The organism is Mesorhizobium sp. M1050 (assembly GCF_040318715.1).
GTDB lineage: Bacteria > Pseudomonadota > Alphaproteobacteria > Rhizobiales > Rhizobiaceae > Mesorhizobium.
Genome location: NZ_JAMYMV010000176.1, coordinates 1 through 856 on the forward strand (window position 1 = coordinate 1; position 856 = coordinate 856).

The 856-nt window shown below is 56.9% G+C and carries 1 protein-coding gene; it reads right to left on the reverse strand.

What is annotated here, in order from left to right; genetic code table 11:
• Positions 1–3: 3 nt before the first annotated feature.
• Positions 4–816 (reverse strand): SIR2 family NAD-dependent protein deacylase, encoded by an 813-nt coding sequence (locus tag NKH57_RS33745; RefSeq protein WP_352950691.1) that lies wholly within the window; start codon positions 814–816, stop codon positions 4–6.
• Positions 817–856 lie beyond the last annotated feature (40 nt).

Here is an 856-nt window from a genome sequence, read left to right on the forward strand (position 1 = left end):
CCGTCAACTTGCTTCGGCGATCTTGCTGAGAAAAGCTGCCAAGCTCTGCTGCGGATCCTCATCGTCCCCAGCCACGACGTTGAGCCCCCAGCGTCCGAGGACCGCCTCCTGAACCACGTTCGGGCCCGGCATGAACACGAATGACTTTGGACGGTCCCGCTCGTAACCCGATAGGCGCCAGGTCTGCCACAGACGGTGCAGCAGCAGACGGATGTTCATATCCGACATGCTGTAGCCGATGAACAGGATGGTGCGCCCCAGTGCATCTGCCCGGAATTTCACATCAAGTGGTGAGTCGAAGGAAAGCCGGTCAAAATAGTCCGTCTCTGCCAACACAAGGGAAGTGTCGTCGTCAAAATCGCCATGGTATTTGATGATCTGTGTCAGGTCGCCGTTGACTTTGGCGATGTCTTTCGCGTTGGCGATTTTGACGAACGGCCGGCCATAGATCTCGAAAGCAGCTTCCAGGTTTCGATCGTAATTGGTGGTGTAGATGATTGGGAAATCGAGCGACATGACGAGCTTGTGGATCTCCGATCGCTTTACCTTGTCCCGAGAAACGCTCCACTCGCGGTCCATCCAGCTGCGCAGGGGGCCGATGCTGCCGTGCTTGAGGCGGTAGTATTCGGCAAGCGCCTGGTAGGTCGTGTCAGGCATGCCGACCGTCTGGTCGTCCAGGCCGAGATCATCTGCCATGTGCTCGATGAGTTTTCTCCACGGTGGCAAGCCGACGCTCATCGACACTCCAGCGCCAACAAACAGCATGGCTCTCCGCTTTTTCAGCGACCGCGCAATTTGTTCGAACACCGACTGCATGCCAGCAAACTGGCGAATGCCTCTTCTGTTCCAACCATTG